Below are 26,190 nucleotides of genomic sequence, written 5' to 3'. Positions count from 1 at the left end.
AAAGGGTCGAGAGACCCTCTAGTGACATTTTTTGAGGGAGAACCGCTTAGGTGACCAAACAATATCTGACTCACCGTTGTCTGATTGCCCCGCCAGAAATGGCAGATGACTTTTTCGCAAACACTGTAATTTATCTTGCCCGTCATGATGAAGAGGGTGCTCAAGGCATTATTATTAACCGCCCTTCCGGCATTCAAATTAAAGAATTACTCAATGATCTCGACATTGAAGCAGACAATGTAAATCCACATGTGGTTTTACAAGGTGGGCCATTACGTCCCGAGGCTGGATTCGTTCTTCATACTGGACAACCGACATGGCATTCGTCTATCGCTGTAGGTGAAAATGTTTGTATTACCACCAGTAAAGATATTCTTGATGCGATTGCCCACAATGAAGGTGTTGGTCGATATCAAATTGCTTTAGGTTATGCGAGCTGGGGTAAAAACCAGTTAGAAGATGAAATTACGCGCGGTGACTGGCTCATTTGTGATGCCGATATGGATCTGATTTTTAACCTGCCTTATGACGATCGTTGGGATGCAGCTTATAAAAAAATCGGTGTAGATCGTGCATGGTTAGCATCTGAAATCGGACATGCTTAATGACCGAAACACAATCAAAATCGATTATGGCTTTTGACTTTGGTACTCAAAAAATGGGAATGGCGATTGGCCAGTCTTCAATTGAAAGTGCCAATCCCCTCCCTCTATTTGTGATGAAAGATGGAATTCCAAACTGGGATCAGCTCTTAAAAATCGTGAAAGAATGGCAACCTGATCTATTTTTGGTTGGTTTGCCTCTGAATATGGATGATAGCGAGTCAGAACTTTCTACACGTGCCCGCAAATTTGCGAGACGTTTACGCCATCAAACCAATATTGAAACATTAATGGTAGATGAGCGTCTAACTACACGTGAAGCACGAGAAGAACTCGGTTTCTACCAAGAGCAAGGTCGAGCAAAAAAACTTTCTGCAGATAGTTTTGCAGCCGCCTTACTCATTCAGAGTTGGTATCGAAATCCGGTCGGTTTAACCCCGTAATATTAAAAAGGAAGGCTAAAGCCTTCCTTTTTTATTTCTCGTTTTATTTCTCGATAATATGCACAGTTGCCGTACGTCCAGAGACGAAAGCAAGCTGGTTCTTTGGTGTTTCATCCAATACGATTTTTACAGGCACACGCTGCGCTAAACGAACCCAACTGAACGTTGGATTTACATTGGCAAGAAGTTTAGAGCTGCTTGAGCGTTCACGATCTTCGATACCCGATGCAATACCTTGTACATGGCCTTTAATTTTCTGGCTATCACCCATTAACTGTACACTGGCCTGATCGCCGACATGAATACGGTTTAACTTCGTCTCTTCAAAATAACCCACAACATAGAGTTGTTTACGGTCAAGTAATGCCGCAACAGCCTGCCCAACTTGAACATAGTTACCTGGGCGCATATCAAAGTTAGATAAAGTACCATCAGCTGGAGCAATTACCGCAGCACGATGCATATTAAGCTCGGCCAAATGCAAATTGCTCGTTGCCGCCTCAATCAGAGCCTGTTGTTGTTTAACAGTTGCTTCCGCTTGTTGAATAGCAGCTTGGAGTTGCTCATGTTCAGCGTGAGATTGATCACGTGTTGCGAAAACTTGATCTTGTTCTTGTTTAGAGATAGCGCCATCCATAAGGTTTGAATAGCGGCTTGCGTTTTTCTCGGCTAACTTAATATTCGTATCCGATTTAATCAGGTTCGCTTTTGCTTGTGCTAAACCAGCTTGCGCTTGGGCAAATGCTGCATTTGCTTTTGCTAAATCAGATTTTGCCTGCTCTACATCTAAAGCTCGGCGAGAAACATCAATTTTAAAGAGCACCTGACCTTTTTTCACAGTCTGGTTATCTTGAACCAATACTTCTGTCACAAGCCCCGCGACATCCGAAGATACTTGAATAACGTCACCACGAACTCGACCATCACGCGTCCACGGCGCTGCATTATAGTAATTCCATAAATGCACAATGGTATAGACCGCCACCATTAATGCGACAATCAAAATTACTGGACGGATGACTTTTTTCAAATCCACCTGATTCATTTCACTCACCTAACTCAATCTTTAATTTCGCAAACATCTCTACGCACCGACCCCAACAAAAATTTGATGTATTACCAACAGTAATAAGAGGTAAAAACACAAATTAAAAATACTAGGTAATGCAATCCAGCCTTGTGCAATCAACTTATTTGTTAAAGGACTTAACCCACGGAAACAGATATATGCCAAGAGTGCTTGAACGAGCAAAGAAGGCACATAAATACCATAAACATTAAACTCACCCATTTGCTGTGGCTCCTTTCATGGTGCTGTTTTCATTCATTTGCTCTGATGAAACATGGCACATGCTATAAGCAATATTGTTCAGTGAAATGAGTAGTCTTTGTCGCATAGTCATATCTTCAACATTTGAAGCAAGCTGTTTTAATTCAAATAACGCTCGGTAGATCCGCTCTACTAAAGCTGTCGTATCATTTTCATCGTTTTCTTTAGCTCTAAACAGCTCATCCAGATTTTGTTGCAAATCGCCAATATGCTGAGTGAGTTCAGATGCTTGAGGAAACTGATTGGCTAACTCTTGCAATCGGCTTAAATCAACAATACTACTCGACTCAATCAGGGCCTGATGAATTGAAGTTTTAATCTCGTCTGATTGCACCATTTTGCTGTTTAGAATCCCAATCCGATCTAGCATACTGCGTAGATGAACTTTAAAATCAAGACCATATGGCAGATAGATCGCTTTTCGCATGGCACGGTAATGCAAGGCTAAAATACGGCTTGCACTCGTGTCTGGTGACATGGCGCGAACAACATCAATGACAATCAAAGACACTAAAACACCTAAGATCATGGCAAATGAACTATCAAGATAAGACACTGCATCCATGCTATAAGCATTGTGCAGGTTTAGTCCCATCATGGTATTAATACCCAACACCATACCTACTGGCATCAGCATCTGGTTAGCCATCATAGACACTGCGAATAAGAACATCGGTAATAAAACCAGTCCAAGTTCCCAAAAAGTGGTGACATGCGGGAAAATACCAAATGCATAAACAAAGACTAAAACTGCTGAAGCTATACTGCCCCAGATAAAAATACGCAGAACTGGAACCGGGTTATCTAAGGCTGTTAAAATACAGGCGGTTACTGCACCCATCTGTGCCATCATAAATCCAGCTTTCCACCCCGAAACAATCCAGACTCCAGTCACAATAAATGTAATAAGGACTGCACTGATACCGCCTCGTATTGCCACACCATGGTCACGGTGCAAACTTGGATATTTGGTCGTCATTGGGGTAATGTTGTCAGGGATTTCTTTATTACCTTGCTGAATTCGCTGCCACAAAACTTTAACCGCTAAAACATTGCTAATGAAATGACGCACATCCATTTTCATGGCTGCAACTAAAACTTGTTGATGTGTAGAAGCCGACTCCATCAAACTTGCAAAATCGCTTTCAAACTCATCAGGCAACTGCAAAATATTTTCATCAATAATCAGGTCTTTTTGCTCTAAAAACTGTACAACATGAGCTGAAAGCTGTTGCAGTTTTTCTGCATGAGTCTCGATAAATCTAAGTTCTTGAAGCTGCTTAATACGCTCAGATAAAGCGACTAGATTAGCGACCACCATTGAGATTTGATGAAGCATTTCCTGCAAGGGTTTGGTCATACCATGCAGTTCGCCCTTTTCATAGCTCAAATGTACTGCCAAGGCATGGATGTCTGTGGTGTCGCGAGTAATGGCAGCCAAAAGCTGGGTATTGTTCTGCTGCAAATCTGTATTTAATAAATTAGCAAACAGATTCTCTGTATCTTTTAGGGTTTTTATCACCCGCTGTTTAATTGCCGAGCCAATATGCATTGGAAGAATCGTGGCAGAAACCACTGCACTTGAAATCACACCAATCGAAATTTCTATAACCCGAGCTAAAGCAATATCGAATATATTGTATTGATCAATATAGGTAATCGCATTGAAGACGATCATAGCTGTCGAGTAACCCGCCAGCATAAAAGCATAACTACGTGGGGTACGATCGAGTAACGACACATAAAGCGCAAAACCCACCCACAACGATAACACCACGGTAAATATCCAAGGTGTATTAATTAGATGGGGCGTTAGGGTTAGGGCAATCACAGCTCCGCCAATTGTCCCTACCACTCGATAGACACATTTAGAGGACACCATTCCTGAATATGGATTGGCAATAATCAGGACCGTACCAATCGACCACATCGGGTTAATCAGATCTAATTCAAACGAAACAAATAGTGCCAACATTCCGGCAATAAATGTTTTTAAGGCAAAGATCAGATCAAGCCTACTCGGGCGAAACGCCAGTATTTGCTTTAATAACATGAACTCATCTCAAATACAGATTTGAACTGATGAGCATGCCCTTCAATATTTGATTGTCTTTCTAAAGACAACACAACTTTGCCATTTGCCTCAAAGCAAATGATATGAGGAGCATCCTTCAATACAATGATTTTTCCACATCTCGCCTGATTGGCAGAGATGATTTCAGTTTGGGCGCCATTTAAACGGCCAAGCTTTGGAAAGAAGAGGTATCAAGAAATCAATCTAGGACCGACTAATTTCTCGATTAGATATTTTGTTTGGCAATTTTTTCAAAATAAAGCGATTTAGTCAACTAAAATATCTCCATTTGATAATTTGATATATTTTTTAATTATCGTATATGATGTATAAGCCGAGAGAAGTTTTCTCTTTGTCAGAGTAAAATACTCAAATCAGGCATTTATTTTAGAATTGAGACAAATCTTCTTTTTTTCTGTTATAAAAACTCAAAGATGACTCGTTGTTAAAGGATACGAACAAGACATTATGGCAATTTCAAGTTTTGGCAAAATTTTAACCGTACTGGACCTATTTTCGGTTTCGCGTCCAATCATTAATGTCGATATTATTTGCGAAGAACTTGGCTTGTCCAAACCAACGAGTTACCGTTACCTTAAAGAGCTAGTATCAGCTGATCTATTAAAACGCATTAATGGAACCTCTGGCGATTATACCTTAGGCTCAAAAATTGCAGTTCTTGACTATATATCTAGAACAACCGACCCACTGGTTCAAATCAGCACGCCATTTATGCGAAATATTGTAGAGCGTACTGAACTGTGCTGTTTGCTTACCTATTTAAATGATGACTATTGCATTGATATACATCATGAAATATTTAAAGACACTGAGCTACTTTCATATGGCCGAGGCTGCCCAAGACCGATTTACGTTGGATCATCTCCAAAAACAATGGTTTCGCATTTAAGTAAGCAGCGCATGCAAGACTACTACCACCGTTACCAGCAAGAATTAAAACAATCGGGTTTTGCTGAAGATGAACCGAGCTTTATTCAGCGTATGCGTAAAATTAAAAAACAAGGGTTCTATTTCTCACAAGGTGAGATTGACCCAAATGTTTCAGGCCTTGCGGTTCCTGTTCGATTTTCAAACAAAGAAGTACCTTTAGCTTTGACCTTAGTTGCCTCTAAAAATCGTTTTGATTTTTTAAACGTTGAAAAGCTCATCGAAATTTTGCAAGAAAATGCAGCACTTATTGAACAACGTTTTATGGAATTATCTGAAAAAGGTGAGATCTAAAACCCCACTTTATGATAATTTAAACTTTTCTTACACTTTAAAACATTGAATATATCAAAATATTCTCACATTATGATTTTAGCTCCTATTGATGATTCTTTTCATCAGCAGCTCATCAGTAGAAGCATCCCCCTCAGAGGAATAAGCTCATGCTGCCATCCCCTCAGAGGAATAAGCTCATGCTGCCATCATGGGCTTTTTTCTTGCCCGCTTTTTAATGAAGGTTATAAAAACTTAAATTGCCGAAAAGTAAGATTAATACGTGGTTGTAAAATCTTTGTTGAGCGATTTAAACGGTGTTGCCAATATTGTTGAGTCTCACCGCGCATTACGATGAGTTGGCCTGGCTGTAGCCACAATTCAACTTTCTCTTTACTTTGAATATGTCTAAAAGAAAATTTACGGGTAGCACCAAAGCTTAAAGAGGCGATTGTTGTCGTTCTTGCCAAAGAAACATCCGAGTCACTGTGCCAAGCCATTCCTTGGGTTCCATCTTCATAAAGATTTGCCAAACAAGAATTAAATTTTTCTGAAAGTATTTGCTCTACCTGTTTTTTTAGTTTGGCGAGTGCTTTGTCCCAAGGCAAAGAATCACGTGCAATACCCGAATATTTATATTGATAGTAGTCATCTCCATACCATGCAACTTTTCGAGCTGTAATAAAGTGCTTGCCATACAACTTAGCCTCGTCATGTTTCCATGCGAGGTGTCGGTAAAGGTAGTGAAAATATTGTTCAGCTTCTTCAGGGCTTAAAATACAACCATAGTCCTGAACTTCACCATCGTAGGGTAATAAATTCTCACAAGGCTCTGGAGAAAATAAATCCAAGGTCATACGGTTTCTCCGTGTTGCTTTGACATCTCCCAAGCTAACAATGCCAATTTACGCCCTTTTTGCCAATGGTATTCTCCGATCATCCCTGTGGCACGGATCACTCGATGGCAAGGAATCAGATATGCAATCGGATTCTGCCCAATTGCTGTAGCAACGGCTCTAACTGCTTTAGGCTTCCCAATTTGCTCTGCAATATCTTGGTAAGTCCGAAGTTGCCCTTCCGGAATGGTGAGCAAGGCTTCCCATACTTGTAGCTGAAATGGGGTTCCAGCCAAATTAAGTGGAAGTTTTTGCTGTAAGTGTTCTGAAAAATCCTGTTCAAACCACTTTGCAATTTGTTGATGCCAAATCGGTGACTGATTTTTCAATTGAGCTTTCGGAAAGTACTGTTTAATTAGTTGTTCAATATTGTCGTGAGTTTCGATAAACCGTATAGAACATATTCCTTTTTCACTACTGACCACCAACAACTCACCGAAGGGACTTGTCTCAACCGAATAATTAAGAATAACGCCTTCGCCTTTTTGTTTATATTCCCCAGGCGTCATCCCTTCAAGCTGAATAAACAGATCGTGTAAACGTCCTGTGCCAGATAAACCCGTATTTAAAGCGGTTTCCAATAAACTCCGTTGTTGCAACAGATGATATTTGGCCTGTTGCAAGCTCATATATTGCACAAATTTTTTCGGGCTAATCCCTACCCATTCTTGAAACTGGCGTTGAATATAGCTTGGGCTTAACTTCATATGACTCGCAACATCGTCCAGACTGGGTTGCTGGTCTAGATGTTCATATAAATATTCAATCACAGTGGCAATTACAGCAAATTGCCGAGAAGAAAGCATTTGCATGTGTCACCTCCTTAGCACTTATATCTTACATTAAAGTAGCCAAAGCCCTATGACGACCCGATTCTTGCACTCTTTAAAAATAAAAAAAGCCTTTCATTGTAGAAAGGCTTCATCATTTAATATGCACTTAAGGCTGCTTTAAATAAGGCCAAGCTGCTTTGAGATAAATAAACATTGACCATAGAGTTAAAATGACCGCTGTATACAACAAAGCATAGGCAAGCATTTCTAAAGGCTGCCAATTAAGTAAGAACACACTAATGGCAATCATCTGAAAGGCTGTTTTATATTTACCTACAGTCGATACTGCTACACTGGTTCGTGCGCCAAGTTCAGCCATCCATTCACGTAAAGCAGAAACTGTAATTTCACGTGAAATAATCACAATTGCCGCAAAAGCCATTGAAATGGTTGGATTCCACTGCACTAAAACAATCAGTGCAGCCGCCACCATGAGCTTATCTGCAACTGGATCTAAAAAACGGCCAAATGCTGAAGTCTGGTTTAAAGTTCGTGCTAAATAGCCATCAAACCAATCGGTAATAGCAGCAAACACAAAAATAGCCGTCAAGATAATATGGCGACTCATACTTCCTTCGTGCTCACCAATACCCATTGCAGGCGGCCAATACGCGATCACCAAAAATACAGGAATAAGCGCAATACGCGCTAATGTTAGGATATTTGGGATATTCAGGATTCGCCCTGTGGTCATAAACACCGCCAATTAAGTCTTCATGCATCTTGTAACAGACAAAAATACTTTCTTCAATATTGTATCTATCTGTAACAGCCACTTTATACGAAATATATGAATCGAGGAAGTGGACTGCTTAGGTAAATACCGTAACAGTTTGCCGTAAAATTGCAATTAAATGATCATTTTGGTCCCAAAGATGGGCATATTCTGTGGAATAACCTTCACCTGCATATTCAGTTACTACTTTATATTTAAACCAGTCACACAATTGATGTTGGAACGGATGGACATAGGTAATGTGCCAAGTTAAAGAACTTGCAGGAGCAACTTGCTTAAACATCGGCAATACACCAGGTGGCCAAATATCCATCAAAACAATTAAATCTGGCAAAGTCATTTGACGATTTTCATGCTTATCGGGATTAAACCTTGACCATCCTCCAAAGTCAGCATACTGACTTCCTGTAACAGGATAATGACCTTCTGCCCAGCATACATCAAAATGTTGATAGCATTCTGGCATTTGTCTAGCAAAAGGAATAGGTTGTAACTCTTCAGGTTGCCTATAAACTGGAACGATAGGCTCATGTCGCACTTTAATATTCGACGCACGCGGCACACCAAAGCTTGCGACCAAAATCGTTTGTACTGCACCATCTTGCCATAAACGGGTTTCAAGCGTAGTGACCGATTTCCCTTCTCTTAAAATTTCAATAGTCAATTGAGCAGGTCCCTGCTGTACAGGCCCCACAAAAGTAATACTACAGCTTAATAATCTTTTATTTGGATCTTGAATATTGCAGCAGGCTTTTTGCATGAGTAGTCCAGCAACAAGACCACCAAAAACAGTTCGCCCCTGCAACCACCCTTCAGGTATTTCAATCCATTCCTTTTGTTTTATTTCTTCAAATAATTGCAATAATGACATTCACTTCCCTAAAGCACTATGACTTTTGATGAAACATCTTTCATCATTTTAAAAGGAATGTGAATGATCATTCTTGTACTTATATCCCAACTATTTGGTCACTCGGCATAGAAACCTATCTTTATTCATGCAGAATTTTATAAATCGTTCTTGCCATCATTTCACCAAAACCGGGCACAAGAGTAAGCTCTTTTTCAGATGCTTTTAAAACGCCTTGGATTCCACCAAAATGAGTTAATAAATCTCGACGGCGCTTTGGCCCCAACCCAGGAATTGCCTCTAAAACTGAGGTACTTCGGCGTTTGTCGCGTTTAGCACGATGTTTGGTAATCGCAAAACGATGGGCTTCATCACGCACCTGCTGAATCAAATGCAATGCCTTATGGTCTTCCGGTAACTGGATTTTTGTGCCGTCGGTAAAATGCAGGGTTTCAAGTCCGGGTTTACGCCCTTCACCTTTAGATACACCCACCATAAAAGCGTCTAGGCCCAGCTCTTGCATGACCTCCATCGCCATATGAAGTTGGCCTTTACCACCATCAATCAACAGTAAATCAGGCAATATGGCCTTTTTATAACGACGTGTTAAGGCTTGCCGCATAGCAGCATAGTCATCGCCTGCTGTGATGTCTTGAATCGCAAATTGACGGTAGTCGCGTTTACGTGCCCCACCTTGGTCAAACACGACACATGAGGCAATTGGAGCTTCACCCATGGTGTGACTAATGTCAAAACACTCAATACGATCGACAGGTCTTCCCACCACTTGCTCTAACTGATGGAAACGTTCATTAAGTTCTAAATGATTACTCAACTGCCCCTTAATGGCATGTTGAACGTTCATTTCGGCTAGCTCCAGCCACTCGGCACGAGTTTCTCGAACATTACTCTTAATCTGAACCTTTTTGCTAAATTGCTGTGCCAACGCTTCTTCTAATTCTTTACAGTCAGGCAAAGCAATATTTACGATAAGCTCATTGGGAACTTCATCTGCAACTTGAAAGTAAAAGTTCGCCATAAAGTCACTCAGCATTTGCCCAAGATCATCACCGAGCATGTCTGGGAAATAACTTTTTCCACCCAGCATTCGCCCATTGCGTACATACATAATTTGCACGCATGTAACGCCTGCCTGATATGCAATTGCCAGAATATCTGCTTCGCCTTTGACTTTAAATACGGCTTGTTGGGCTTGTACTTCACGTAATAAAGATAAACGATCACGGTAAAAAACAGCTTTTTCAAATTCAAGCTCAGCCGCTGCTTGTTCCATTTTGGCAATGAGCTCTTGATTAAGCTCTTTGGTATCACCTTGCAAAAAGCGAATACTATTATTAACGTCTTCTTTATAATCTTCGGGCGAAATCAGACCTACGCACGGAGCTGAACACCGCTTGATTTGGTATTGCAAACATGGACGCTTGCGCTGTGAAAAATAACTATTTTCGCACTGACGCACATTAAAAAGTTTTTGCAAAACCAGTAACGTATCGCGTGCACTATAGGCACTTGGGTACGGGCCAAAAAACTTACCAATTTGGTGCTTAGCTTTACCACGCCCACTGGCAAGCCGAGGATAAGGCTTGTCAGCCGAAACAAAAATATAGACATAAGACTTATCGTCCCGCAGCATAATGTTATAAGGCGGACGATGTTGTTTAATTAAGTTTTGTTCTAAGAGTAAAGCTTCAGTTTCCGAACGAGTAACCAAAGTTTCAATATCATAAATTCGTGCAACTAAAGCTTGTGTTTTAGGATGCTCAATCGTTTTAACAAAATAACTCGACACCCGATTTTTTAGATTTTTTGCTTTGCCGACATATAATAATTCGCCCTCCTTCCCTAGCATTTTATAAACACCTGGAAGCTGGGTCATGTTGGCTAAAATTTTTTCAATATGAGGACGAGCGTTTTGATTCACTATTGGCATGCATGGCTTAATACTGAATACCTAATGTGATGTTTTCACCCCTAATTTTCAAGTGCTTTACTGTGCCAGAACATAAATTTGGAAAGGGATTTAGATATGGTCCGACAGATTGTGTCGTACTCGCTTAAGAATCTAGACGATAGTAACTATATTTAACGTCTTTTTCTTTGTAGACCGCATAGGTTTTTTGACGAAAATCCGAGAACCAACCATTGCCCGTATAGCCTGCAATATGACCATAGGTGTGACCACTTGTTCGCTCAATAATGTAAATGTCACCTTCTTGTGGACGGTTGAAAGCAGGTTTAATTTTCTTATAACCATTCTTTTCTAGCGTTTGCCCCCAATCAGAAGCAGCTACAGGATGCTTTGACACATCTGCTCCAGCCGCTTGTAGAGCAATGCGGATATTTTTGGCGCATTTCTCTTTACTATGGTTGGCAGAGATACTTTCGAGCTTACTCGAGAACTTATGCAAATTAATATTTTGGTCTTCAGCTTTATGATTTTGAGTTTTAGATCGTTTAGATTTTCCAGTCGTTGAAGCTACTTGTCTTAACATCACTTTTGTTTTTAAATCGCCTTGAGAACTGTCTTCTTTTCTCTCTTCGATATGATGAACATGTGCATGAGCTGCGTGATGAGCATGAGCCATTTTAAAACCTACTTCCGCTGACCAGTCTTCGAAAAAACCGCGCCATTGTAGAATCAAAATTGCCTATTGGCTCTTAATAGTTGTAACAAATTACCAGCACTGTGAAATAGGTCACAAAATTAATCATTTAGATCAATAATCAATACATTTTTCATATTATCTACTTAGTACAAGTTTACATAAATTTATTTTTTATAAAAAAATATTAAAAAACAAAATATTATTAAAGTCTACATAAAATAATATTTTAATAAAACTGAAAAAATAATGTCATTTAACTTTTTTAATATTTGGATTCAACTCTTAAAATATCCATAATATATGAATATATATATCTTAATCTTTACTCTAATCGGTAGCATGATCTACTCAACTCAAGGTTTTTCAAAAGGCTGGAGCCAAGTTCCTCTATGCAGTACAGACCAACCAGCATGTATTACAGGCCTTTCTACGTTGAAACCTGTAAATTTAGAAAATGGAAAAATTGTCTTTGATTTCGATACAGATGGATGTTTAGCTTCAGCACCAGTACAAAAACAAGGTGAAAACTATTTCCCTAATAATGGTTTGGATACTTCAGGCACTTTAGAGGGTCAATGCAGCTATAGGGATCAATTGAGCAAAGCAAATATTATTTATAAAGAAAAATGTACGACTTATCAGAATTCCATTTACTGCGGTCGTATTTTTGCACTTTACACTGTTAAAGATAAAGCCGTAAATGGTAGTTTAGACTTCATAGGACACCGACATGATCTAGAGCACGCTGTAGTCTGGATGAAGGATGGTAAAGTGACGCATATAGGTGTAAGTGCACATGGAGAACTAATTAATACACCCGCCAATCAATCTCCATTAGCAAAAGAATATGGTAATAATGCCTACGCCGTTGTTTACCATAAAGATGGGGTATTGACACATGCTTTGCGTTTAGCAACATCCAAGACATCAAATAATATTCAAGTCGTTAATGAGGTTCCAGAAAATCCAACAGGAAAATGGGTTTTACCTAATGTGATTGAAATTGATCAGGCACCTACAAATTACATTAATACTCTTTTTAGCTCGGACTACGGTCAAGCAACACTTGAAATAAAACCATCTCGAATTATTAATTTTTTAAATAGTAAGAAACCTGCTGAATGGAACAATGTGACTTTTTATTAATTAAAACTTAATAAAAACTTAATTTATTGGAACTTTAACTATTTTTAGAGAATTGATATTTAAAATAATTTAAATAAAATTGCTTAAAGTAAAAAACGCCCTTTGGGGCGTTTTTTATTAAAATACATATGGTCGAACAAAAATCAAAAAGAAAATCCCAAGCATCAAGAACCATTTCAAGAAATAATACAACTTACGGTTCGATGCTTTTAAGGCTTTAGCTTTAATACGAATTTGATAAAGATAAGCAAAAGCTTTATTTAAGCCACCTGTTTGGTCGCCTGTTTCATTCGGTGAACTTGCCGCAGTCATCACTTTACGACCAAACCAATGGTTGAAACGCTCCATCCATTTTACTTTCATTGGACGTTCAACGTCTGCAAAGAAAATAATACGGTTTTGATCAGTCTTATTTTCAGCATAGTGAATATAAGTTTCATCAAACACAACACTTTGACCATCACGCCAAGAATATCTTTCGCCATCGACGTCAATAAAACAACGATCATCATTCGGCGTAATCAAACCCAAGTGATAACGCAATGAACCTGCATACGGATCACGGTGTCTTACCAAACGGCTGTCAGGTGCAAGCTCGGTAAACATTGCTGCTTTAATTGTCGGCAATGTTTTAAGAAGTGCTGTAGTTTTTGGGCAAAGCTCAGCAGCAGATGGATGACTCGATTCATACCATTTTAGGTAAAAACGCTTCCAACCTGTTTTAAAGAATGAGTTAAAACCTAAGTCGTTATAGGTACTTGAAGCTTTAATTCCGCCTTGGTCATATAAAGCTTTCGCTTCATCTCGAATCATTTCCCAATTTTCATCCAGCACTTTTAGATCTTTAAAATGCTGTGTGTCGATATAAGGCTGATTCGGCACCTTTGAAAAGATGTACATTAAAAAGTTAATCGGTGCGAGCAAGGTTGAATGGTCAAAAAATTGACGATAAAACGAGTGACGCACTTTGCCGCGATGTTGGATATACAATGCTGATATCACAAAAATCGCTAATATGATCCACTTAATCATATTGCTACTCTTTCAAAAGATTAGGGGCAACTTCACCTTATATTTAAGGAGAGAAACCGGAAGTTTATTTAATTGGCGCAAATTTTAACAAAATTGACTTAGAAAAAGCGAATGTAAAAAAATTAAGTCAAATAATAGACAGCGCTGTTGTAATAAAAATTTTAAATATAGTGTATTTTTCCATAAATTTAAGGAAGTTAAAATTTATTACTATTATTACTGTTATTTACAGATGATCCCACTAACAATTGACATTTTTGACAAAAAATTAACTTTTAAAACTTATTCGTTTTTATATAAAAATTTGATAATTCCAATGCTTTATCAAGAAAAAGTTAAATTAAAACAAATGTCTTTCGTTATTAGCTATCTTTATGATTTCTTTTATGCATTTCATATAGATGAATTGAATAATAAATAAGATGACCCTTGCGTCACGGCTTGATACAACTTGTCAGGTTTTTTTTAGATATAGTTATCGTAAGATTAGCGAAGCATAAATGTGTACCTAAGATGTGCACACGCTTCATAACATCAACTTAGAAGTCCTCCAAAACTAAGGAGATCAGGCATGATCCACGCTGGCAATGCCATTACCGTCCAAATGCTTTCGGACGGAATTGCAGAATTCCGCTTTGACTTACAAGGTGAGTCGGTCAATAAATTTAACCGTGCAACAATTGAAGATTTCCAAGCTGCTATTGCTGCGGTAAAAGCAAATAATGATATTAAAGGCTTAGTTGTTACCTCGGGCAAATCGACATTTATTGTTGGGGCAGACATTACCGAATTTGGTGAAAACTTCGCACAAGGCGAAAAAGCGATTGTTGACTGGCTTATGCCTGTTCACGAAATCTTCAATAGCTTTGAAGATTTAGAGATTCCAAAAGTTGTTGCTATTAACGGTATGGCGTTAGGTGGCGGTTTTGAAATGTGTTTAGTTTGTGACTATCGTGTGATGTCAGAAGCTGCACAAGTGGGCTTACCGGAAATTAAACTTGGTATTTACCCAGGTTTCGGCGGTAGCGTACGTTTAAGCCGTCTGATCGGTATCGACAACGCGGTTGAATGGATGGCGATGGCTGCTCCTAAAAAACCGGCTGCTGCCCTAAAAGATGGTGCGGTAGATGCGGTTGTAGCTGCTGATAAATTACTTGAAGCTGCAACTGACTTAGTTAAGCAAGCAATTTCTGGTCGTTTAAACTGGAAAGCAAAACGTCAAGAAAAGCTTGAAGCTGTAAAATTGAACCCGCTTGAACAAATGATGGCGTTCAATACTGCAAAAGGTGCAGTGCTTGCTAAAGCAAACCCTGCTCAATACCCTGCTCCAAAATTATTACTTGATTCATTACAAGCGGGTGCAAGCCTTGCGCGTGACGAAGCATTAAAAGCTGAAGCTGAAGGTTTTGCAAAAGCTGCGATTACACCACAAGCTGGTGCATTGATTGGTTTATTCCTCAATGACCAAGTTGTTAAGAAAACTGCTAAAAAACATGAAAAAGGTGCACACCCTGTAAACCAAGCAGCTGTACTTGGCGCTGGTATCATGGGTGGTGGTATTGCTTACCAAGCGGCAAGCAAAGGTACACCAATTATCATGAAAGATATTGGTAACCCACAACTTGCTCTAGGTATGAAAGAAGCGAACAGCTTGTTAACTAAACAAGTTGAACGCAAGAAAATGAAACCTGCGCAAATGGGTGAAACGCTTGCACGTATCCGTCCTACTTTAAGCTACGATGAGTTTAAAGAAGTTGACATCGTGATCGAAGCAGTTACAGAAAATCCAAAAGTAAAAGAAATGGTACTTGCGGATACTGAGAAGAATGTTCGTGAAAATACGATTATTGCTTCTAATACTTCTACGATTTCAATCACGCGTTTAGCAAAAGCATTACAACGTCCTGAAAACTTCGTTGGTATGCACTTCTTCAACCCAGTTCACATGATGCCGCTTGTAGAAGTAATTCGTGGTGAAAAGACTTCTGAAGAAGCGATTGCAACTACTGTTGTTCTTGCTCAAAAAATGGGTAAAACACCAATCGTTGTAAACGACTGCCCAGGGTTCTTGGTTAACCGTGTATTGTTCCCTTACTTTGGTGCGTTTGACCTTCTTGTAAAAGACGGCGCAGACTTCCAGCAAGTTGACAATGTAATGTCGAAATTTGGCTGGCCAATGGGTCCTGCTTACCTTATCGACGTTGTAGGTATCGACACAGGTGTACATGGTGCAGAAGTCATGGCTGAAGGTTTCCCAGACCGTATGAAGCCAGACTACAAAGGTTCAATCCAAGCAATGTACGAAGCTAAACGTCTTGGTCAAAAGAATGACGTTGGTTTCTACAAATACGAACTCGATAAGAAAGGCAAAAAAGCAAAAACTGTTGATCCAACAGCATATGAAATCATTGCTCCTTTCGTCACTGGTGAAAAACGCGAGTTTGATAACCAAGAAATCATTGACCGCATGATGCTTGCTTTCTGTAACGAAACAGTTCGTTGCTTAGAAGACAACATCGTTGCAACTGCTGCTGAAGCAGACATGGCAATGATTATGGGTGTAGGTTTCCCTCCATTCCGTGGTGGTCCATGTCGTTATATCGACCAGACTGGTGTTGCTGAATACGTTGCACTTTGCGACAAATATGCACACTTAGGTAAGGCTTATGAAGCGCCACAAATGTTGCGCGACATGGCTGCTAACAACAAAAAATTCTATGGTTAAGGAGCAACGTGAATGGCTACTTTAAATCCACGTGACGTTGTCATCGTTGATGGCGTACGTTCTGCAATGGGTAAAACCAAAAACGGTATGTTCCGTAATGTACGTGCTGACAGCTTATCTGCTGAATTGGTTCGTGCACTCGTTGCTCGTAACCAGTTTGATGTAAACGAAGTTGAAGACCTAATCTGGGGCTGTGTAAACCAGACTCTAGAACAAGGTATGAATATTGGCCGTAACATCGGCTTATTGGCTGACTTACCAAAAACTGTAGCAGGTCAGACTGTAAACCGTCTTTGTGGTTCATCTATGCAAGCACTTCATACTGCTGCTGCACAGATCGCAACAAACCAAGGTGATATTTTCATTATTGGTGGTGTAGAGCACATGGGCCACGTAGGTATGATGCACGGCATCGACTTAAACCCAGAAGCATCTAAACACTATGCAAAAGCATCTAACATGATGGGCTTAACTGCTGAAATGTTAGGTCGCATGAATGGCATTAGCCGTGAAGAGCAAGACGCTTTTGGTGTTGAATCTCACCGCCGTGCTTGGGCTGCAACTCAAGAAGGTCGTTTCAAAAACGAAATCGTTGGTGTTGAAGGCCACGATGCAAATGGCTTTAAAATCCTTTGCGACATCGACGAAGTAATTCGTCCAGATGCAAACCTTGAAGCGTTCAAAGCATTACGTCCTGTATTTGACCCGAAAGGCGGCACTGTAACTGCGGCTACATCTTCAGCTTTATCTGATGGTGCTTCTGCAATGTTACTTATGTCTGCTGAACGCGCACAAGCGTTAGGTTTAAAACCACGCGCTGTAATTCGCTCTATGGCGGTTGCAGGTTGTGACGCAGCAATCATGGGTTACGGTCCAGTTCCAGCAACTCAAAAAGCGCTTAAACGTGCTGGTTTAACGATGGCTGATATTCAAACTATCGAGTTAAACGAAGCATTTGCTGCTCAAGGCTTATCAGTAATGAAAGGCTTAGGTATTTATGACAAGCAAGACATCATTAACTTAAATGGTGGTGCGATTGCTTTGGGTCACCCACTAGGCTGTTCTGGTGCGCGTATCACCACTACGTTGTTAAACGTAATGGAACAACAAGATACTCAAATCGGTCTTGCGACCATGTGTATCGGCCTTGGTCAAGGTATTGCAACAGTAATCGAACGTGTTTAATTAACACCAAGATAAAAAAATCCCCGCTCAATGCGGGGATTTTTATTTTAACGTCCTTTTAAACCATCTTGAATTTGCTGTTGTAATTTTATGAGGTCACTAAGGTTAACTTTCATCGTACCCTCACGATAAGCATCAACATTACTTCGATTAATATTCAAAGGTCTTAACATTTCAAAGATACCATTGGTTGGATCAGAAGACTGTATTCCACCCGCTACCGCTAAAATATATTCTTGTAGAAATGGCGAAAGCTGGGACAAATCGGGCTGAGCCATAACTGGCTGATAATCTACTGTCGTCATGCCTTCAGGGACTAAAGCATTTTGTATATCGTAATGCGTTTTATACTCATGATGTTGCAGAGCCTGACGCACTTTTTTATCTTCTTGGAAGGGTACAAATCCTACCTCTTCACGTAGCTCAGATTCAGCCATAACGCGAATTGTTGGTAAAGTCGCTACTTCCTCTGCTTGAACAGTCGGTAAACCCATAAAAGCAAATGCAGCAATGAAGGCTGATTGTTTTAGAAAGTTCATAACTTGCTCCAAAAATCAGTCACCCTATTTCAATTAAAAGATGATGATTAAATTAAAAGTATCTATAAATAGGCTACAACAAAGTCGAATTTGATTCAGTAAGGCTCAGATAAACGGTAAATATAATTAAATTTTTTAATGTAAAAGTATGGTTCTTCTATTTATTAAACTGCATCCTATAAAACACTCTATAACTTGAACAAAAGTGTTCAGATTATAGAGTGCGATTTAACTTATTGGTTTTATTTGCTGTCTAACATCTCTTTTAAAGAATTCACGACTTGCGGAAATGCCGTATAACCTTCACGACCTAAAAAATGCCCGCCATTAGGAACGGTAATGTACGGCGCATCAATTTCTTTTGCCAATTCAATAGTCAGTTTGGGCGGAACCAAATCATCATTATCAGATAAATACACCAGCTTTTTCTTTATGTCCTTAAAGTAGTTCGTATCGACTTTACTCTTCGTTATATAACTATTGAGAACAGAAGAATCTGAAATGAGACCAGAGAATCCAGATACTAAAATCATTCCTCCAATATTTTGATAATCATGCCTTTGCAAAAAGTACAGTAACGTAATCACCCCTAAACTGTGCGCAACAAAATAGGTATTTTCATCCACCTTAGGGATCTGTTGATCTAAAACTTTCTGCCATGCATCTACGTCTGGATTCTCAGAATCTGGAAATGGAATTAAAGTAACCGTTTTATTTTCATTTTCTATTTGATGTTTTAAATCTAGAAACCAATGATCATCGATAGAAGCAGAGTAACCGTGAAGCACAAATATTTGACGCATGTTCTTCTCCTGAAGTTCAAGTTTTTTGGCATTTGCAACAAATGACATTAATCCGAATAACACCAATAAAATGAGTTTTCTGATCATTGAACAAGTACCATTTTGAAAGATAAAAACATGCTAAACTATGACACCACTGTTAAGGTCAACCCCATTTTATGAACTTAGCTAAAGTTGCCGAGCTTACAAAAGTAAGTCCTCGTATGCTGCGTTATTACGAGAGCTTAGGGCTTATACAGCCTCTTCGAGCGAGTAATAACTATCGAAGTTATACGCAAAAAGATATTGAAAATATTAAGAAAATTAAAATATTAAATGATGCAGGCATGCACCTAAAAGATATTCAGGTTTTGCTGCCTTGTTTTGATTTAGATGAACGCGTATTTACGTTGTGCTCAGTGGTTCAAGAAAAACTGCAAACTGAACTCATGCATGTGTCTGAGCAGTTAAACAAACTACAAACTTCTCAAAGTTTATTACAATCTTTTTTAACCAAAGGAAAAGTCGAGAGCACCAAATCATAATATTTGATGCTCATGCTCCGCTTATTCTTTTAAATCTCCTTCGAGCGCAGCCACATTTTTTTTCTTAATTTTTTCAATTTTTGCATTTAGTTTTAGAACATCTTGATAAAGCCCATTAAACTTTTTGACCTGAGCATTTTCATGAAAAAGAATCATCTGATCTTTCTTTTGCCATTCATAATTTTTTAGAAGCTTAAACATTTGTTCTGCTTTATCTAAAATTTGTAGCTCAATCATAAAAATTGCATGGTCTTGATCTGCTTTTTGCTGAGTTCCCAATTTCATTTCAAGAAGTTGCCTCATTTCTGCATCAACAGATAATTCTTGAACCTTTGCTAAGAAAGTTTTATGAATCTTTTCATATTCAGTTTGATACTGATCCGAAGCTGTACGAACATCAGCTAGCATCTTTTCGGTTTCTACAAATTTTTGTTTTTTATCAAGATCTAAACGGTCCACATTTAAAAAAGTGTCCCATTTTGCTGCTTTGAGTTCTCTTAAGTACGCATTCCGTGCATTAATATTTTGAATCCAATAACTTAAAAGAAATTCTGAAATTTGCTTATAGTGTCCTGCCAAACGCTTATCGTGAATATCAAGCTGGACGGGTTTAGACCAGTCTTGTGCTTGGTCATAAAGCTGATTCATTTTTTCAGTCATGACGACATCAAACATTTGACTACTGTCTTTGGCTTGCTGTTGTTTGATATGCTGATAGGTGAAAAAAATAATGCTTGTGATAACAATCAGACTTGCAATCGCAACCAAAACTCGGCGCATACACACCTCCTATTTCCCTTTTTATAGTTTTGCTCTTTATAGTTATAAAATAGAGCTTATTCTTCTTTATATGCCATTTATTTCACAATACGCAACACTGTATTCGCTACTCAAAGCTTTAAATCCTTATCCATCATCCCTATTATGATGGGTAATTAAAATTTATGAGATTCTCCCATGCGTGTAGATGTTTGGTCTGATGTAGTTTGCCCTTTTTGTTATATCGGCAAAAAACGCCTTGAGCATGTAGCTGCTGAAGCAGGTATTGATCTTGAAATTCACTGGCATAGTTTTGAATTAGATCCTGATGCGCCAGCAAAACATGACACTTCAAATACTGAGCGTCTAGCTAAAAAATATGGCCGTACCTATGAAGAGATGGAAGAAATGGAGCGCAATATTGCGGCCATGGCTGCTTCTGAAGGTATTGATTTCCAATGGCAAAAAGCCAACTCAGGCAATAGTTTTAATGCACACCGTATTGTTCACCTTGCGCAAAGCAAAGGTTTAGGCAATGAAGCAAAAGAAGCTTTTTTTCATGCTTATATGACCGAAGGTCTCGCAATTGGCGAACGTGAAGTTGTAGAAGAAATTGCATCTCGTATTGGCCTTGATAATGCCGAAGTTGAGTATGTATTAGATACCAATGAACTATCTGACTTTGTCCGCCATGATGAAAAAATTGCACGTGAGCAGCTTAATGTAACTGGCGTGCCATTTTTTGTATTCGACCAAAGAATCGCTCTTGCTGGCGCTCAACCACGTGAAGTCTTTTTACAAGTTTTGGAAAAAGCACAACTCAAAGCAAATACTGAAGAAGTCGAGCAAGATGATGCGGCTGTTTGTACCGATGAAACTTGTGATGTTCCAAAGAAATAAATGAACACAATTAAAATGTGATCAAATCGTATGTTTTATCATCATTTTAGCAATAGAGCGTTCTAAAAAAAGAACTATCTAATTGCTAAAAATCAGTTTATTATTGCCGCTTAGAATATTCGCGCTGTAATGTTCTGTTTTTTATGTGTTTAATGATCGGAATTTGAAGTTTCCTTGATCTATCATCCCCCTTCACTGGGGGATTTTTTTTGGCTAAAAATAATCGCTAATAGCTTAAACTTTTTCATTTATTTCAAATATGTAAAAAAAGTTAAATTTACTTAACTTTTGTGTCTCCCTCTTGATTTTATTAGAAAAATCAACAAAAGTGGAAACAACAACAAAACATAAAGATAGATATGAAAACATTTCATGTAATGCCGTACCGGCAACTTTTTGCACTTTTAACGATTGGATTTGGTTCAGTATGCATCGCTCATGCAGAGACCGCCTCTTCTTCTACAAACCAACAAATAGGAAGTACATCATCTGGAGTACAAACTGAAGTCACCACAGACGAAAATCTCTTAGATCAAATTCCGCGTTGGGTAGACGCAACCCCAACCATTTTTCCAGAGCAGTCTAATGAGCCTATTGTTCCGCCTACCGAACAAACCGAAGATCAAACATGGGTTGATCGTAAGCAAAAGAAAATTCGTAATTGGGCCGATCGTACTTCTGAAAAAATTGATAATTGGTTTGGTGAAGTTGATCCACAAAAACCTGCAACAGCAACCATTCGCGTCATGGTGGATAACTATTGGAATGAATATGACAACTTTGAAATTAAGCCCAGAATTCGCGGTAAGATTAAGCTCCCTACACTAGAAAAACGTTTAAGCGTGGTATTTGGTGATGACTCTTTAGATAATGAATTTAATAACAGCCCAGCTAATATTAACCAAAACCCAAATCAAGACTCTAATAAGAAGTTAGATGGTAAGCAAACTCGAGATGACAACAGCTCAATTGCTTTACGTTGGTCAAATTTCTCGAAAAAACTGCCTTTTGAAACCGATGCAGACTTAGGTATTCGTTCTGGAGACGATATTTATGTTCGTTTAAAAGCATCGAGAGATTGGCAACTTCGTAATGATTTTAAGTTTTATGCTGAACAAATTTATCGTTACGGCATAGACAGCGAAAACTACTTACGTACTAATCTTGAACTTACCCATGCTAGACCGAATCAACCGATTTTATCCAATCAGTTCAGCCTAACCTATGCCGATGATCAAGATGACGATCTAGCTTGGGAAAACCGAACATTCCGCGAGCACAGTTTCTTTGCAAACAACCGTTTTAACTATGGGATTTATACAAGTGGTTATTACAACGACAATGACTTGCGTTTAAACAGTTGGGGACCGTTTGTTTCATGGCGCCAACCCGTTTTACGTGAGTGGTTCTTTGTACAAGGCGATGTAAATTACTTTAATGACCACCGCGAAGATCGCAACCATTTTGTCAGCACCTTCTTGCGTTTAGAAGCACTTTTCTAAGCTAGCAAACATCACCTTGGAACCTTATCCAAGGTGATGAATAACAAAATACTTTTAAATAAAATTTTAAGCTTAGCCTTCTAAAGTACTGTTCTAATTTTTGTTTTTGATTCCTTATCTTTAAAAATGAATCAATTTTCTTCTCCATTTCAAAATAAATCGACAGTCTTCATTTGTATTTATAGTTTAGGTGTATTAGCTTTACTTCCACATACTCAATTTTTTTATAACTCTTTAAAACACCAACGGTCACGGCGTTATCCCTATTCTTCTACGAGTTTCACTAAAGTAAAAAGACAATCACTTTCACGCTCACCTTGTGAAGTAGAAGCAAACAATACTTTATCTGATGCTGGTTTAATTCAAGAGCTTATGGCTGTATTTGGAAATGATACGTTATGGAAACGTGCGACTCAGCCTGAACAAACTTATAAAGCCTTTGGTAAGAAAAAGAAGAAGACCTCATCGGCACAGATTTCGGCTACTAATCCATTGAGTGCAAGCTGGGCCACCATTTCAACTTGGATGCCTTTTGAAAATGACCTTGATTTAGGCTCTAACTCTGAGAGTGATGTGTATGTCCAGTTTCTGGCTAAAAAGAAATGGAATTTGAGACATAACATTAGCTTTGATACAGAGCAGATATTTCGCTACGGATCTACTAGCCGAAATTACACTGAAACCACGCTAAACCTAACGCAAAAAATGCAAGATAACACATTATTTTCTAATAAATTTAATGTAAACAAGAGCGAAAATGAAGATTACAACTGGGGCAATTGGACTTTTCAACAATTTGAGTTTGTAAAAGATAATAGCCTGACTTACGGTATTTATAGCGGTGGCGTATATACCAAAAATGATATTCGACTAAATAGCTGGGGCCCTTATATTTCATGGCGCCAACCGATATGGAGAGATTGGATTTTTATGCAAAATGATCTTAATTTTTTTAACCATATTGATGATGATCCGAAACACCAACTCAGCGTTCAAATAAATCTAGAAGCTAATTTTTAATCATAAATTGCCAAATTGTGGATAACTCTTTCTTTATCCACAAAAAAAAAGCCCCTGATAGTCCAGAGGCTTTTTTTAAAGCTAAATTACTTGAGTAATAAACTATTAATACGTTTCACATAAGCTGCTGGGTCTTCTGGCAAACCACCTTCAGCAATCACAGCTTGATCGAAAATCACATTTGCCAAGTCATCAAACTGCTCTGAACCTTCAAGTTTTTTCACTAAAGGATGCTCAGGGTTAATTTCTAAAATCGGTTTGATTTCTGGCACTGCTTGTCCAGCTTGTTTTAGCATGCGAATAAGTTGCGGAGACAACTCCCCTTCACTTGTTACTAAACACGCTGGAGAATCAACTAGACGTGTAGTTACACGTACTTCTTTAGTTTTAGCCTTTAATGAGTCACTTAGTTTCTCAACAACAGGCTTAAACTGTTCAGCTGCTTGCTCAAGTGCTTTCTTCTCTTCAGCATCTTGCAAATCGCCTAAATCAACCGCGCCTTTAGACACATTCTTTAATGGCGTACCGTCAAACTCTTGAACAAAATTCATTGCCCATTCGTCAACACGCTCTGCCATTAATAACACTTCAATGCCTTTTTTCTTAAACAACTCAAGCTGCGGCGAGTTTTTCGCTGCTGCTAGACTGTCAGCAGTCACATAATAGATGGCTTTTTGGCCCTCTTTCATACGTGCCTTATAGTCAGCAAAAGAAGTCGTTACTTCATCATTTGTTGAAGTCGCATAACGTAATAATTTTAAAATACGTTCACGGTTACCAAAGTCTTCGCCCAAGCCTTCTTTAAGTACTGAACCAAACTCACTGTAGAAGGTCTTGAATTTTTCTTGGTCTTTTTCATCTTCCGATTTAGCCAAACCATCAAGTACAGTTAATACACGGCGTGCATTACCTTCACGAATCGTTTTGACATCACGGCTTTCTTGCAACAACTCACGGCTAACATTAAGCGGTAAATCAGCACTATCCACTACACCTTGGACAAAGCGCAAATAGTTTGGAATTAAGTTATCTGCATCGTCCATAATAAAGACGCGTTTTACATATAGCTTAATTCCCGCTTTTGCTTCACGAGTAAAAATGTCATGTGGTGCTTTACTTGGAATATAGAGTAATTGGGTATATTCCGTACTACCTTCAACACGGTTATGTGCCCAAGCCAATGGTGCTTCAAAGTCATGAGTTAAGTTTTTATAGAACTCAATATATTGCTCTTCAGTCACTTCGCTTTTATTACGTGTCCATAAAGCACTTGCCGAGTTAATCGCTTCCCACTCGTCAGTTTTGACCATTTGGCCGCCTTTAGGCTCTTCACCTTCAGCAACCTCTTCTTCTTGCCAAACTTCTTTTTGCATTTCAATTGGCAAGCTAATGTGGTCAGAGTATTTATTAACAATTTGCTTAACTTTATAAGATTCTAAATAATCAAGTGCATCATCACGTAAATGAAGAATAATGTCAGTACCACGTGAGGCCTTATCAATTTGCTGAACTTCAAACTCGCCTGTGCCACCACTAATCCAGCGCACCCCTTCAGATGCCTCTAGACCCGCACGGCGTGATTCAACCGTAATCTTGTCTGCAACAATAAAACCTGAATAAAAACCAACACCAAATTGACCAATCAATTGAGCATCTGCTTTTTGATCACCAGTCAATTTTGACATGAAATCTTTAGTGCCTGACTTAGCAATTGTACCTAAGTTATCAATTGCTTCTTGTTGGCTTAAACCAATACCGTTATCAGAAATCGTTAAGGTTTTATCTTCTTTATTTAAGCTGATTCGTACATGTAAGTCTGGATCATTTTCATAATATTCAGGATGATTAATTCCTTCAAAACGTAACTTATCACATGCATCTGATGCATTAGAGATAAGCTCACGTAAGAAAATCTCAGGGTTAGAATAGAGAGAATGCGTCACTAAATGTAAAAGCTGGGCAACTTCTGCTTGGAAACTATAATTTTGTGATGCTTGTTCACTCATAAATCACTCCTTAAATTTTGAAGCTGTTTGTTCTCGAATGCTTTATGAATGGAGTACTTTTAGAATTTTTCAATCCTGAATATTAAAAATTTTTACTCTAATTAAAATGGGCCGTGGCTTAACACCCTATCTTGCAATATCGTATCTAATTGCTTTTGACGTTGTTGGTAAGCTTTGCTAATACAACTGACATTGGCAGCACAAGCATTTCTTTTTTTCAGCCATTGCTGCTGAGTATCTTTCTGGTTATCTCGCCCACCCATAGGTAAAGCATGCAGAACGATTTGATACGTCGTTGCCATTTTTACATCTGCATCATTTAAAGAACGGTTTTTACAAATACTTTTTTCCGTTTTCGTTTTTGCAGCATCGCACGAAAAACTTGCAGAAAATATGTGTAAAACTGTCTGTTTTATGCTTTTTTAGTGCAAATAAAA

27 protein-coding genes are annotated in these 26,190 nt (G+C 38.7%); 11 read left to right on the top strand and 16 right to left on the bottom strand.

The genetic code is table 11. From position 1 onward, the window contains the following. Nucleotides 1-50 precede the first annotated feature (50 nt). Together ACO6UW_RS02220 and ruvX are read left to right on the top strand one after the other, a co-directional pair. Nucleotides 51-605, top strand: coding sequence for a YqgE/AlgH family protein (locus ACO6UW_RS02220; RefSeq protein ID WP_002114753.1), 555 nt, complete (start codon nt 51-53; stop codon nt 603-605). Further along, a complete protein-coding gene (gene ruvX, locus ACO6UW_RS02215) occupies nt 605-1,045 on the top strand; it encodes a Holliday junction resolvase RuvX (RefSeq protein WP_002115066.1) in 441 nt (146 codons plus the stop codon). The genes ACO6UW_RS02220 and ruvX overlap by 1 nt, the downstream gene beginning before the upstream one ends. Nucleotides 1,046-1,088: 43 nt before the next feature. Here ruvX and ACO6UW_RS02210 read toward each other — a convergent pair whose 3' ends face one another. The 4 genes from ACO6UW_RS02210 to ACO6UW_RS02195 are packed head-to-tail and all read right to left on the bottom strand — an operon-like array spanning nt 1,089 to nt 4,550. Next, nucleotides 1,089-2,090 carry an HlyD family secretion protein gene (locus tag ACO6UW_RS02210; RefSeq protein WP_002114928.1) on the bottom strand — a complete coding sequence of 334 codons (1,002 nt, stop codon included), beginning with the start codon at nt 2,088-2,090 and terminating at the stop codon, nt 1,089-1,091. 39 nt (nt 2,091-2,129) lie between these two features. After that, the gene (locus ACO6UW_RS02205; protein ID WP_002115096.1) at nt 2,130-2,336 is read right to left on the bottom strand and encodes a DUF1656 domain-containing protein; all 207 of its coding nucleotides are present in this window, start codon (nt 2,334-2,336) and stop codon (nt 2,130-2,132) included. Further along, nucleotides 2,329-4,428, bottom strand: coding sequence for an FUSC family protein (locus ACO6UW_RS02200; protein WP_057077287.1), 2,100 nt, complete (start codon nt 4,426-4,428; stop codon nt 2,329-2,331). Before ACO6UW_RS02200 ends, ACO6UW_RS02205 begins: the two co-directional genes overlap by 8 nt. Then, entirely contained in the window at nt 4,419-4,550 is a 132-nt protein-coding gene (locus ACO6UW_RS02195) for a hypothetical protein (protein ID WP_002115031.1), read from the bottom strand. Before ACO6UW_RS02195 ends, ACO6UW_RS02200 begins: the two co-directional genes overlap by 10 nt. A gap of 367 nt (nt 4,551-4,917) precedes the next feature. On the opposite strand from ACO6UW_RS02195, the gene ACO6UW_RS02190 reads away from it, so the two are divergent. Further along, nucleotides 4,918-5,691, top strand: a complete 774-nt coding sequence (locus ACO6UW_RS02190) for an IclR family transcriptional regulator (protein ID WP_002114686.1) — start codon at nt 4,918-4,920, stop codon at nt 5,689-5,691. A gap of 224 nt (nt 5,692-5,915) precedes the next feature. Here ACO6UW_RS02190 and ACO6UW_RS02185 read toward each other — a convergent pair whose 3' ends face one another. From ACO6UW_RS02185 to ACO6UW_RS02160, 6 genes are all read right to left on the bottom strand, one after another. Then, on the bottom strand, nt 5,916-6,527 hold the full coding sequence (locus ACO6UW_RS02185) for an alpha-ketoglutarate-dependent dioxygenase AlkB family protein (RefSeq protein ID WP_057077288.1): 612 nt from the start codon (nt 6,525-6,527) through the stop codon (nt 5,916-5,918). After that, entirely contained in the window at nt 6,524-7,378 is an 855-nt protein-coding gene (locus ACO6UW_RS02180; protein ID WP_057077289.1) for a methylated-DNA--[protein]-cysteine S-methyltransferase, read from the bottom strand. Before ACO6UW_RS02180 ends, ACO6UW_RS02185 begins: the two co-directional genes overlap by 4 nt. Before the next feature lie 127 nt (nt 7,379-7,505). Continuing rightward, on the bottom strand, nt 7,506-8,093 hold the full coding sequence (gene pgsA / locus ACO6UW_RS02175; RefSeq protein ID WP_002114808.1) for a CDP-diacylglycerol--glycerol-3-phosphate 3-phosphatidyltransferase: 588 nt from the start codon (nt 8,091-8,093) through the stop codon (nt 7,506-7,508). A 118-nt stretch (nt 8,094-8,211) separates the two neighbouring features. Beyond that, entirely contained in the window at nt 8,212-9,006 is a 795-nt protein-coding gene (locus ACO6UW_RS02170) for a thioesterase family protein (RefSeq protein ID WP_250733692.1), read from the bottom strand. A 121-nt stretch (nt 9,007-9,127) separates the two neighbouring features. After that, entirely contained in the window at nt 9,128-10,927 is a 1,800-nt protein-coding gene (gene uvrC / locus ACO6UW_RS02165) for an excinuclease ABC subunit UvrC (RefSeq protein WP_284108809.1), read from the bottom strand. 133 nt (nt 10,928-11,060) lie between these two features. Then, nucleotides 11,061-11,591, bottom strand: coding sequence for a CHAP domain-containing protein (locus tag ACO6UW_RS02160; protein WP_002114964.1), 531 nt, complete (start codon nt 11,589-11,591; stop codon nt 11,061-11,063). 321 nt (nt 11,592-11,912) lie between these two features. Here ACO6UW_RS02160 and ACO6UW_RS02155 point away from each other — a divergent pair, with 321 nt between their 5' ends. After that, entirely contained in the window at nt 11,913-12,758 is an 846-nt protein-coding gene (locus ACO6UW_RS02155; protein WP_228138468.1) for an NPP1 family protein, read from the top strand. Nucleotides 12,759-12,875: 117 nt separating this feature from the next. Here ACO6UW_RS02155 and lpxO read toward each other — a convergent pair whose 3' ends face one another. Continuing rightward, a complete protein-coding gene (gene lpxO, locus ACO6UW_RS02150) occupies nt 12,876-13,790 on the bottom strand; it encodes a lipid A hydroxylase LpxO (protein ID WP_002114943.1) in 915 nt (304 codons plus the stop codon). 304 nt (nt 13,791-14,094) lie between these two features. Here lpxO and ACO6UW_RS02145 point away from each other — a divergent pair, with 304 nt between their 5' ends. The 3 genes from ACO6UW_RS02145 to fadA all read left to right on the top strand — a co-directional run bounded on the left by ACO6UW_RS02145 (nt 14,095) and on the right by fadA (nt 17,700). Then, on the top strand, nt 14,095-14,211 hold the full coding sequence (locus ACO6UW_RS02145; protein ID WP_078210141.1) for a hypothetical protein: 117 nt from the start codon (nt 14,095-14,097) through the stop codon (nt 14,209-14,211). 150 nt (nt 14,212-14,361) lie between these two features. Beyond that, entirely contained in the window at nt 14,362-16,515 is a 2,154-nt protein-coding gene (gene fadB, locus ACO6UW_RS02140) for a fatty acid oxidation complex subunit alpha FadB (protein WP_017385357.1), read from the top strand. A gap of 12 nt (nt 16,516-16,527) precedes the next feature. Further along, a complete protein-coding gene (fadA, locus tag ACO6UW_RS02135) occupies nt 16,528-17,700 on the top strand; it encodes an acetyl-CoA C-acyltransferase FadA (protein WP_005065826.1) in 1,173 nt (390 codons plus the stop codon). A gap of 47 nt (nt 17,701-17,747) precedes the next feature. Here the strand turns inward: fadA and ACO6UW_RS02130 are convergent, their stop codons facing one another. Continuing rightward, nucleotides 17,748-18,239: a hypothetical protein gene (locus tag ACO6UW_RS02130; RefSeq protein ID WP_005065822.1), complete on the bottom strand. Its 492-nt coding sequence runs from the start codon at nt 18,237-18,239 to the stop codon at nt 17,748-17,750. 242 nt (nt 18,240-18,481) lie between these two features. Beyond that, nucleotides 18,482-19,129, bottom strand: coding sequence for an RBBP9/YdeN family alpha/beta hydrolase (locus tag ACO6UW_RS02125; protein ID WP_017385356.1), 648 nt, complete (start codon nt 19,127-19,129; stop codon nt 18,482-18,484). A gap of 71 nt (nt 19,130-19,200) precedes the next feature. On the opposite strand from ACO6UW_RS02125, the gene ACO6UW_RS02120 reads away from it, so the two are divergent. Then, on the top strand, nt 19,201-19,566 hold the full coding sequence (locus ACO6UW_RS02120; protein ID WP_002114700.1) for a MerR family transcriptional regulator: 366 nt from the start codon (nt 19,201-19,203) through the stop codon (nt 19,564-19,566). A 21-nt stretch (nt 19,567-19,587) separates the two neighbouring features. On the opposite strand, the gene ACO6UW_RS02115 is transcribed toward ACO6UW_RS02120, so the two are convergent. Continuing rightward, nucleotides 19,588-20,346: a hypothetical protein gene (locus ACO6UW_RS02115; RefSeq protein ID WP_017385355.1), complete on the bottom strand. Its 759-nt coding sequence runs from the start codon at nt 20,344-20,346 to the stop codon at nt 19,588-19,590. A gap of 177 nt (nt 20,347-20,523) precedes the next feature. Here ACO6UW_RS02115 and ACO6UW_RS02110 point away from each other — a divergent pair, with 177 nt between their 5' ends. From ACO6UW_RS02110 to ACO6UW_RS02100, 3 genes are all read left to right on the top strand, one after another. After that, nucleotides 20,524-21,225 carry a DsbA family oxidoreductase gene (locus ACO6UW_RS02110; protein ID WP_335979194.1) on the top strand — a complete coding sequence of 234 codons (702 nt, stop codon included), beginning with the start codon at nt 20,524-20,526 and terminating at the stop codon, nt 21,223-21,225. Nucleotides 21,226-21,584: 359 nt separating this feature from the next. Further along, nucleotides 21,585-22,727 carry a hypothetical protein gene (locus ACO6UW_RS02105; protein WP_017385353.1) on the top strand — a complete coding sequence of 381 codons (1,143 nt, stop codon included), beginning with the start codon at nt 21,585-21,587 and terminating at the stop codon, nt 22,725-22,727. Between the two features lie 126 nt (nt 22,728-22,853). Beyond that, nucleotides 22,854-23,747: a hypothetical protein gene (locus tag ACO6UW_RS02100; RefSeq protein WP_017385352.1), complete on the top strand. Its 894-nt coding sequence runs from the start codon at nt 22,854-22,856 to the stop codon at nt 23,745-23,747. 86 nt (nt 23,748-23,833) lie between these two features. On the opposite strand, the gene htpG is transcribed toward ACO6UW_RS02100, so the two are convergent. Then, nucleotides 23,834-25,753 carry a molecular chaperone HtpG gene (gene htpG / locus ACO6UW_RS02095; RefSeq protein ID WP_005079391.1) on the bottom strand — a complete coding sequence of 640 codons (1,920 nt, stop codon included), beginning with the start codon at nt 25,751-25,753 and terminating at the stop codon, nt 23,834-23,836. Between the two features lie 101 nt (nt 25,754-25,854). Beyond that, nucleotides 25,855-26,169, bottom strand: a complete 315-nt coding sequence (locus ACO6UW_RS02090; protein WP_348891800.1) for a lysozyme inhibitor LprI family protein — start codon at nt 26,167-26,169, stop codon at nt 25,855-25,857. Nucleotides 26,170-26,190: the final 21 nt, after the last annotated feature.

Source organism: Acinetobacter sp. JADD-222, from assembly GCF_049310645.1.
The sequence above is the reverse complement of the archived record's forward strand: the minus strand, read 5'-3'. Positions and strand labels throughout refer to the sequence as shown.

Excerpts from the sequence above, each read along its gene's own strand:
- ruvX (WP_002115066.1), top strand. The coding sequence starts at position 605 with ATGACCGAAACACAATCAAAATCGATTATGGCTTTTGACTTTGGTACT.
- ACO6UW_RS02210 (WP_002114928.1), bottom strand. The coding sequence starts at position 2,090 with ATGAATCAGGTGGATTTGAAAAAAGTCATCCGTCCAGTAATTTTGATT.
- ACO6UW_RS02205 (WP_002115096.1), bottom strand. The coding sequence starts at position 2,336 with ATGGGTGAGTTTAATGTTTATGGTATTTATGTGCCTTCTTTGCTCGTT.
- ACO6UW_RS02200 (WP_057077287.1), bottom strand. The coding sequence starts at position 4,428 with ATGTTATTAAAGCAAATACTGGCGTTTCGCCCGAGTAGGCTTGATCTG.
- ACO6UW_RS02190 (WP_002114686.1), top strand. The coding sequence starts at position 4,918 with ATGGCAATTTCAAGTTTTGGCAAAATTTTAACCGTACTGGACCTATTT.
- ACO6UW_RS02185 (WP_057077288.1), bottom strand. The coding sequence starts at position 6,527 with ATGACCTTGGATTTATTTTCTCCAGAGCCTTGTGAGAATTTATTACCC.
- ACO6UW_RS02180 (WP_057077289.1), bottom strand. The coding sequence starts at position 7,378 with ATGCAAATGCTTTCTTCTCGGCAATTTGCTGTAATTGCCACTGTGATT.
- pgsA (WP_002114808.1), bottom strand. The coding sequence starts at position 8,093 with ATGACCACAGGGCGAATCCTGAATATCCCAAATATCCTAACATTAGCG.
- ACO6UW_RS02170 (WP_250733692.1), bottom strand. The coding sequence starts at position 9,006 with ATGTCATTATTGCAATTATTTGAAGAAATAAAACAAAAGGAATGGATT.
- ACO6UW_RS02160 (WP_002114964.1), bottom strand. The coding sequence starts at position 11,591 with ATGGCTCATGCTCATCACGCAGCTCATGCACATGTTCATCATATCGAA.
- ACO6UW_RS02155 (WP_228138468.1), top strand. The coding sequence starts at position 11,913 with ATGAATATATATATCTTAATCTTTACTCTAATCGGTAGCATGATCTAC.
- lpxO (WP_002114943.1), bottom strand. The coding sequence starts at position 13,790 with ATGATTAAGTGGATCATATTAGCGATTTTTGTGATATCAGCATTGTAT.
- fadB (WP_017385357.1), top strand. The coding sequence starts at position 14,362 with ATGATCCACGCTGGCAATGCCATTACCGTCCAAATGCTTTCGGACGGA.
- fadA (WP_005065826.1), top strand. The coding sequence starts at position 16,528 with ATGGCTACTTTAAATCCACGTGACGTTGTCATCGTTGATGGCGTACGT.
- ACO6UW_RS02130 (WP_005065822.1), bottom strand. The coding sequence starts at position 18,239 with ATGAACTTTCTAAAACAATCAGCCTTCATTGCTGCATTTGCTTTTATG.
- ACO6UW_RS02125 (WP_017385356.1), bottom strand. The coding sequence starts at position 19,129 with ATGATCAGAAAACTCATTTTATTGGTGTTATTCGGATTAATGTCATTT.
- ACO6UW_RS02120 (WP_002114700.1), top strand. The coding sequence starts at position 19,201 with ATGAACTTAGCTAAAGTTGCCGAGCTTACAAAAGTAAGTCCTCGTATG.
- ACO6UW_RS02115 (WP_017385355.1), bottom strand. The coding sequence starts at position 20,346 with ATGCGCCGAGTTTTGGTTGCGATTGCAAGTCTGATTGTTATCACAAGC.
- ACO6UW_RS02110 (WP_335979194.1), top strand. The coding sequence starts at position 20,524 with ATGCGTGTAGATGTTTGGTCTGATGTAGTTTGCCCTTTTTGTTATATC.
- ACO6UW_RS02105 (WP_017385353.1), top strand. The coding sequence starts at position 21,585 with ATGAAAACATTTCATGTAATGCCGTACCGGCAACTTTTTGCACTTTTA.
- ACO6UW_RS02100 (WP_017385352.1), top strand. The coding sequence starts at position 22,854 with ATGAATCAATTTTCTTCTCCATTTCAAAATAAATCGACAGTCTTCATT.
- htpG (WP_005079391.1), bottom strand. The coding sequence starts at position 25,753 with ATGAGTGAACAAGCATCACAAAATTATAGTTTCCAAGCAGAAGTTGCC.